Origin of the sequence: Microbacterium sp. K41 (assembly GCF_004794395.1) — a bacterium.
GTDB classification, from domain to species: domain Bacteria; phylum Actinomycetota; class Actinomycetes; order Actinomycetales; family Microbacteriaceae; genus Microbacterium; species Microbacterium sufflavum.
This window is the reverse complement of the sequence record NZ_SSDO01000035.1, coordinates 1-5,919: the sequence shown is the minus strand read 5'-3', so window position 1 is coordinate 5,919 and position 5,919 is coordinate 1. Positions and strand designations below refer to the sequence as shown.

General features: G+C 71.9%; 7 protein-coding genes. 5 read left to right on the top strand and 2 right to left on the bottom strand.

Annotated elements, in window-relative coordinates:
• Positions 1-74: 74 nt before the first annotated feature.
• Complete coding sequence (locus DW309_RS00445) at positions 75-1,097, top strand: Gfo/Idh/MocA family protein (RefSeq protein ID WP_136044206.1); 1,023 nt, start codon at positions 75-77, stop codon at positions 1,095-1,097.
• A gap of 299 nt (positions 1,098-1,396) precedes the next feature.
• Positions 1,397-2,191: an SDR family NAD(P)-dependent oxidoreductase gene (locus tag DW309_RS00440; RefSeq protein WP_136044205.1), complete on the top strand. Its 795-nt coding sequence runs from the start codon at positions 1,397-1,399 to the stop codon at positions 2,189-2,191.
• A 52-nt stretch (positions 2,192-2,243) separates the two neighbouring features.
• Here the strand turns inward: DW309_RS00440 and DW309_RS19145 are convergent, their stop codons facing one another.
• The gene (locus tag DW309_RS19145) at positions 2,244-2,414 is read right to left on the bottom strand and encodes a KOW domain-containing RNA-binding protein (RefSeq protein ID WP_168387118.1); all 171 of its coding nucleotides are present in this window, start codon (positions 2,412-2,414) and stop codon (positions 2,244-2,246) included.
• A 292-nt stretch (positions 2,415-2,706) separates the two neighbouring features.
• On the opposite strand from DW309_RS19145, the gene DW309_RS00435 reads away from it, so the two are divergent.
• Both DW309_RS00435 and DW309_RS00430 read left to right on the top strand, forming a co-directional pair.
• The gene (locus DW309_RS00435) at positions 2,707-3,711 is read left to right on the top strand and encodes a magnesium and cobalt transport protein CorA (RefSeq protein ID WP_136030501.1); all 1,005 of its coding nucleotides are present in this window, start codon (positions 2,707-2,709) and stop codon (positions 3,709-3,711) included.
• A 64-nt stretch (positions 3,712-3,775) separates the two neighbouring features.
• Complete coding sequence (locus tag DW309_RS00430; protein ID WP_136044204.1) at positions 3,776-4,642, top strand: alpha/beta fold hydrolase; 867 nt, start codon at positions 3,776-3,778, stop codon at positions 4,640-4,642.
• A gap of 9 nt (positions 4,643-4,651) precedes the next feature.
• Here DW309_RS00430 and DW309_RS00425 read toward each other — a convergent pair whose 3' ends face one another.
• The gene (locus DW309_RS00425) at positions 4,652-5,179 is read right to left on the bottom strand and encodes a cytochrome C5 (protein WP_136044203.1); all 528 of its coding nucleotides are present in this window, start codon (positions 5,177-5,179) and stop codon (positions 4,652-4,654) included.
• A gap of 54 nt (positions 5,180-5,233) precedes the next feature.
• Here DW309_RS00425 and DW309_RS00420 point away from each other — a divergent pair.
• Positions 5,234-5,919, top strand: a 686-nt coding sequence (locus tag DW309_RS00420; RefSeq protein WP_136044202.1) for an SGNH/GDSL hydrolase family protein, incomplete at its 3' end; no start/stop codon positions are given.

Genomic DNA, 5,919 nt, shown 5'->3' with positions numbered 1-5,919 from the left:
CTCCCCGGGGAGGCCGCCGCGGCCGACTCCACCGCTCCCGTTCCCGCCGCGCCCGCCACCGAGGAGGCCACCCGATGACCGCCCCCGCCCCGCTGCGCATCGCCGTCCTGTCCTTCGCGCACACGCACGCCCTCAGCTATGTGCACGCGCTGAAGGAGATGCCCGGCGTCGAGCTCATCGCGACCGACCCCGACGGCGCGGCCGCGCCCGACGACGCACCCCGCGGCGCCGAGCTCGCCGCCGAGCTGGGCGTGGCCTACGTCGACACGTACGACGAGGCCTTCGCGTGGAAGCCGGACGCCGTCGTGATCGCGGCCGAGAACTCCCGGCACCGCGCCCTCGTCGAGCGTGCTGCGGCGGCGGGCGTGCACGTGCTGTGCGAGAAGCCGCTGGCCACCACGGTCGAGGATGCGATCGCCATGCGCGACGCGTGCGAGACCGCGGGTGTGCTGCTCATGGTCGCCTATCCCGTGCGGTTCTCCCCCGCGGTGCGCGACGCGATCGCCGAACTGCGCAGCGGACGACTCGGGCGCATCCTCGGCGTGACCGGCATCAACAACGGCAAGCTCCCGCAGGACAGGGCCTGGTTCACCGACCCCGAGCTCGCGGGCGGCGGCGCGCTGGTCGACCACGTCGTCCACTGCGCCGACCTGCTCGACGAGCTGCTCGGCGAGCGAGCGGCGTCCGTGCGCGCCGTGTCGAACCGGGTGCTGCACGCGCAGCGCGAGCTGTCGGTGGAGACGGGCGGGCTCGTCACGATCCAGTACCCGGGCGGCGTGGTCGCCACGATCGACTGCTCATGGAGCTGGCCGATGAGCTCGGCCACGTGGGGCGGCCTCACGCTGCAGGTCGTCGCCGAGCGCGGCACCGTCACCGTGAGCCCGTTCGCGAAGGGCGTCGCCGGGCACGACGCGCACGGTGAGACCTGGAGCCCGGTCGGCGCCGACCTCGACGCGCTGCTGCTGGAGGAGTTCGTGCGTGCCGTGCGCGACGGCCGTCAGCCGCAGCCCGACGCCGGGGTGGGCATCCGCACGGTCGAGATCGTGAAGGCCGCGCAGGCCTCCGCCGCCCGCGACGGCGAGGTCGTGCACCTCTAGCCGGCGCCCCACCCGCTCGATGCGGGGTCAGAATCGCGCCTTCAGGGCACCGCACACGCACCTTTTCGACCCTGGCACCACCGCGGCGGGCCCACCCGCTCGACGCGGGATCGAAACCGTCCCCGCGGAGCCCGCCCCCGGCACCTTTTCGATCCCGGCACCACGACGACCCCGGCACATGGCCCGCGCTCCCGGCCCCCGGCACACGGCACACGGCACACGGCCGCGGCACGGCGGGGGCGGGCATGGATGGACGTGCGTCGGTGTTGCAGCAGACAGCACCGACACGGAGGAGCACCATGCGCATCGATCTGACCGGAAAGACCGCCCTCGTCACGGGCTCGACCCAGGGCATCGGCCGCGCGATCGCCACGGCCCTCGCCGACGCCGGAGCCCGCGTCGCCGTCAACGGACGCAGTGCCGACACGGTCGCGGCGGTCGTCGCCGAGCTGCGGGACGAGAACCCCGAGCGGAACCTGGTGCCCGCCGCGGGAGACGTCACGACCGACGAGGGCACGGCGGCCGTGCTCGACGCCACGGGTGACGTGGACGTGCTGGTGAACAACCTCGGCATCTTCGGCGCGACGCCGGCACTCGACATCTCCGACGACGAATGGCGCCGCTACTTCGACGTGAACGTGCTCGCCGCCGTGCGACTCATCCGGGCGACGCTGCCGGGCATGATGCAGCGCGGCTGGGGGCGGGTGCTCGACATCGCCAGCGACTCCGCCGTCGTGATCCCCGCGGAGATGATCCACTACGGCATGTCGAAGACGGCGCTGCTGGCGGTGTCGCGCGGCTTCGCGAAGGAGGCGGCGGGCACCGGCGTCACGGTGAACTCGGTGCTCGCGGGGCCCACCCACACGGGCGGCGTGGAGGACTTCGTGTACTCCCTCGTCGACCAGGACCTGCCGTGGGACGAGGCGCAGCGCGAGTTCATGCGCCTGCACCGCCCGCAGTCGCTGTTGCAGCGGCTGATCGAGCCGGAGGAGATCGCGAACATGGTCGCCTATCTCGCCTCGCCGCTCGCCTCGGCCACGACCGGCGCGGCGGTGCGGGTCGACGGCGGCTACATCGACGCGATCGTCCCGTGACCGGCCACGGCGAGCGGCCCCGGTCGCGCGCCGCCGCGACCGGGGTGCCGTGTCAGGGCGCGAAGACGGTCAGGTCGTCGGCCGTGAAGTAGTTCTGCGTCATGGCGTCGATGCGCACGAGGTAGCGCTGGCGCTTCTCATCGAACGACACCACGGTGCCCACGGTGCCGGTCATGGGCGATCCGGTGATCTGCACCATGTCTCCGATGGCGAACTCGTTCATGTGTCTCCCTGTCCGGACGATCGAACCACTGCCGCGCCCCCGTCCAGGTTCCGGGAGTATGCTGGCACGTCGGGTCGTGTGACCCCCGAGAGTCCGGAAGGCGGTGATGGCGATGTCCGACGATAGTAACGACGCCGCCCTCGCTGCGTCGCGACTCCCTGCGCTCTCGCGTTGACCTCCCGGTCCGCGTCCGCACGTCCTGTTCCGCAGCCGTCGGCGGCGTCTCCCGCCCCCTGACGAATCCGCGCACGGAGCCTCCGCTGCCGTGCGCTCGCGAGAACGGAGCCGCATCATGGCGCTCATCGACAACGGCGTGTACGTCCACGGACGTCGCGTGGAGACCCCGAGGAACCTGGACGAGACCTACCGCATGCTCGACGCGGCGGGCGGCATCGCCTGGATCGGCCTCTACCGCCCCAGCCCGGCGGAGGTCGAGTCCGTCGCGCGCGAGTTCGACCTGCATCCCCTCGCCGTGGAGGACGCGCTCTCCGGGCATCAGCGCTCGAAGGTGGAGCGCTACGGCGACACCCTGTTCGCGGTGCTGCGCCCGGCCCGCTACCGCGACAAGGAGGAGTCGATCGAGTTCGGCGAGCTGCACCTGTTCGTCGGGCCCGACTTCGTGGTGACCATCCGGCACGCCGAGTCGCCCAACCTCGCCGCCGTGCGCTCCCGCATGGAGGCGAACCCGGAGCTGCTGGCGATGGGACCGGAGGCCGTGCTGTACGCGATCCTCGACGAGGTGGTCGACGGCTACGAGCCGATCGTCGCCGGTCTGCTCAACGACATCGACGAGATCGAGGACCAGCTGTTCGGCGACGGCGCGGACGACAGCGCACTGTCCCGCCGCATCTACGAGCTGTCCCGCGAGGTGATCAACTTCCAGCGCGCCGTGCATCCGCTCAGCGGGATGCTGGAGTGGCTCCGCCGCGGGTCGGAGAAGTACCGCATCGACGAGGAGCTGCAGCGGTCGCTGCGCGACGTGCTCGACCACACGATCCGCGTCAACGAGCGGGTGGACTCGTTCCGCGCGATCCTGGAGAACGCCCTCACGGTGCACTCGGCGCTGGTCGCGCGGCGGCAGACCGAGGCGGGCCTGGCGCAGAACGACGAGATCAAGAAGATCTCCTCCTGGGCGGCGATCATCTTCGCCCCCACGCTCGTCGGCACGGTGTACGGCATGAACTTCGACGTGATGCCCGAGCTGCACTGGGCGTTCGGGTACCCGATGGCGATCGGGGCGATGGCGGCGTTCGCGGTGGGCCTGTACGGGGTGTTCAAGTACAAGAAGTGGCTGTGACCGCCCCTGGTGGAACGTCCGTGACGGCACGTACGATCCACAGGGACGCGCGAAGGAAATCGACATGACGCAGCACACCCTGGAACTGCCCGACGTGGATCTCGTGTACGACGTGCACGGCCCGTTGCCCACGGCCGACGGCCGGCGTCCGCTGGTCATGATCGGCCAGCCGATGGACGCCAGCGGGTTCCAGGCCCAGGTGACGCTCTTCCCCGACCGCACCGTCATCACGTACGACCCGCGCGGCCTGGGGCGCAGCGTGCGGCACGACGGGGGCGTCACCAACGAGCCGGAGACGCAGGCGGAAGACGTGCACGCGCTGATCGAGGCGCTCGGCGCCGGACCGGTCGACCTGTTCGCGAGCAGCGGCGGCGCGGTGACGGCGCTCGCCCTGGTCACCGCCCACCCGCACGACGTGGCCACCCTGGTCGCGCACGAGCCGCCGATCGATGCGGTGCTGCCCGACGCCGAGGCCGCCCGCCGCGCCAGGGCCGCCTACACCCGCGCGTATCAGGACCGCGGCTGGGGCGCCGGCATGGCGGGCTTCCTGGCGATGACCTCGTGGGAGGGCGAGTTCACCGAGGAGTTCCTCGCGCAGCCGCTGCCCGACCCCGCCGCGTTCGGGATGCCCGCCGACGACGACGGATCCCGCGACGATCCGCTGCTGTCGGAGCGGTCGTGGGCGGTCGTCGACTACACGCCAGACATCGCGGCGCTACAGGCGGCACCGACGCGGATCGTGGTGGCGGTGGGCGAGGAGTCGCTGACGGGGTACACCGGACGGACCGCGCTCGCGCTGGCCGAACGGCTGGGCCAGCAGGCAACCGTCTTCCCCAGCCACCACGGCGGCTTCCTGGGCGGGGAGTCCGGCTATGCGGGCCAGCCCGAGGCGTTCGCCGCCACGCTCCGTGAGGTGCTCGACGCGGAATGACGAGGGCGCTCAGTCCTCGTCGGAGCGGCTGATCTCGTCGAGGAGGTCGTCGAGGGTGTCGAACTCCACCGTCTCGGAGCCGTCGAGCGCACGCACCTCGACGCCGTCGACCTCCAACTCCTCGTCGAGCTGCACCAGGATGCGCGACTCCGGGAACTGCTTCGGAGCGACGAACGCGAGCAGCACGGCATCGGCGAACACCACGACCGACGTGGCCTCCAGGTCGTCGCGCAGATCGATCTGCTCGACCACGGGCTCGTCGTCCACCGCGTCGTCGATGTCCGACGCGACCTCGTCGACGATCGCCCGCCACCGCGACTCGTTCACCGACAGCACGCGCTCCAGCGTGGCGACCAGCGCGTCATCGTTGACCTCGTCGTGCTCGTCGAGCTCCGGATCGACGTTCACCGAGACCGTGGCGCCCGCCGCGTCGATCCCGGCGCGGCCGTACACCAGGCCGTTCTCCGCGACGGGGTCGTCGAGCAGACCGGAGTCGGCGATGCGGGCGAGGAGACGGTCGAGCGCAGACGAGGTCATCCGTCCAGTCTCCCGCATCCGGGGTCGCCGTGGTCGGCCGATAGGCTCGGAGCCGTGCCGAACGCCGAATCCCCCGCCCCCGCTTCCGCCACCGCCGACCTCCAGCGCCTCACCGCCGCGCTGGCCGATCCGGCGCCGCTGAACTGGCTGATCACGGGCGACTCGATCACCCACGGGCTGGTGCACACGCAGGGCGGACGCAGCTACCCCGAGCACCTGCACGAGCTCATCCGCGGCGAGCTCGCCCGCGTGCGCGACATCGTGATCAACTCGGCGATCAGCGGCAACCGCATCGCCGACATCCTCGACGACTGGGACCGCCGCGTCGCCTCCTGGAACCCCGACGTGGTGACCCTCATGATCGGCACGAACGATGTGTCGACCGGCGGCGAGCGCCCCGTGCTCTCGGCCGCCGAGTATGCGGAGTCGCTGCGGGAGTTCGTGCGGCGTGCGCGCGACCTCGACGCAGTCGTGGTGCTGCAGACGCCGCCCGCGGTGGACGGCCTCAACGCCCCGGAGCGGTCGCGGATCGCCGAGTTCGCCGAGGCCGTGCGGCGCGTCGCCGCGGCGGAGGACGTGCTCCTGGTCGACCAGTACGCCCGCTACGCCGAGCTGGGGAACGGCGGGGTGCCGTGGGGCCTGATGGGCGACCCGTTCCACCCGAACGCGGCCGGGCACGCGGCGCTCGCACTCGAACTCGCGCGCGCCCTCGGCCTGACGCCCGCGGGCAGCCGCACCCT

Excerpts from the sequence above, each read along its gene's own strand:
- DW309_RS00445 (WP_136044206.1), top strand. The coding sequence starts at position 75 with ATGACCGCCCCCGCCCCGCTGCGCATCGCCGTCCTGTCCTTCGCGCAC.
- DW309_RS00440 (WP_136044205.1), top strand. The coding sequence starts at position 1,397 with ATGCGCATCGATCTGACCGGAAAGACCGCCCTCGTCACGGGCTCGACC.
- DW309_RS19145 (WP_168387118.1), bottom strand. The coding sequence starts at position 2,414 with ATGAACGAGTTCGCCATCGGAGACATGGTGCAGATCACCGGATCGCCC.
- DW309_RS00435 (WP_136030501.1), top strand. The coding sequence starts at position 2,707 with ATGGCGCTCATCGACAACGGCGTGTACGTCCACGGACGTCGCGTGGAG.
- DW309_RS00430 (WP_136044204.1), top strand. The coding sequence starts at position 3,776 with ATGACGCAGCACACCCTGGAACTGCCCGACGTGGATCTCGTGTACGAC.
- DW309_RS00425 (WP_136044203.1), bottom strand. The coding sequence starts at position 5,179 with ATGACCTCGTCTGCGCTCGACCGTCTCCTCGCCCGCATCGCCGACTCC.